The sequence below is a fragment of the Bradyrhizobium pachyrhizi genome, from assembly GCF_001189245.1.
In the GTDB taxonomy this organism is placed as follows: Bacteria; Pseudomonadota; Alphaproteobacteria; order Rhizobiales; family Xanthobacteraceae; genus Bradyrhizobium; species Bradyrhizobium pachyrhizi.
In genome coordinates this window covers 1-324 of sequence record NZ_LFIQ01000005.1, presented here as the reverse complement: position 1 = coordinate 324, position 324 = coordinate 1, and the positions used below count along the sequence as shown (strand labels likewise).

At 65.4% G+C, this 324-nt stretch carries 1 protein-coding gene; it reads left to right on the top strand.

The features are described 5' to 3' along the window. On the top strand, positions 1-324 hold a 324-nt coding region (locus AKL29_RS00080; RefSeq protein WP_160321687.1), incomplete at both ends, for a LysR family transcriptional regulator substrate-binding protein.

Sequence of the window (324 nt, the reverse complement as noted above, 5' to 3'; positions counted from 1 at the left end):
CAGGAGTTCCAACGCAAGGAGGTCGCGCCACTGAAGATCGGTCTCGCCCCTTCCATCTCGGCGTCGCTCGTCCTCGATCCGATCGCGGAGATCGCAAAGTTCGTCCCTGGACTTCACGTCGAGCTGCGCGAGGGCGCGGCGGGGGAGCTCGTCGACCTCTTGCTTGAGGGCGAGATCAACGCCGCAATGGTTGGCGACGTGCAGGACGTGCCCGCCCGCATCGACGACTGGTCGCTGTTCGAGGAGCACTACGTCGCAGTTCTCGCGCCGACACACCGCCTCGCAAACCGTCCCTCGATCGGCATCGACGACCTCCGTGAGACC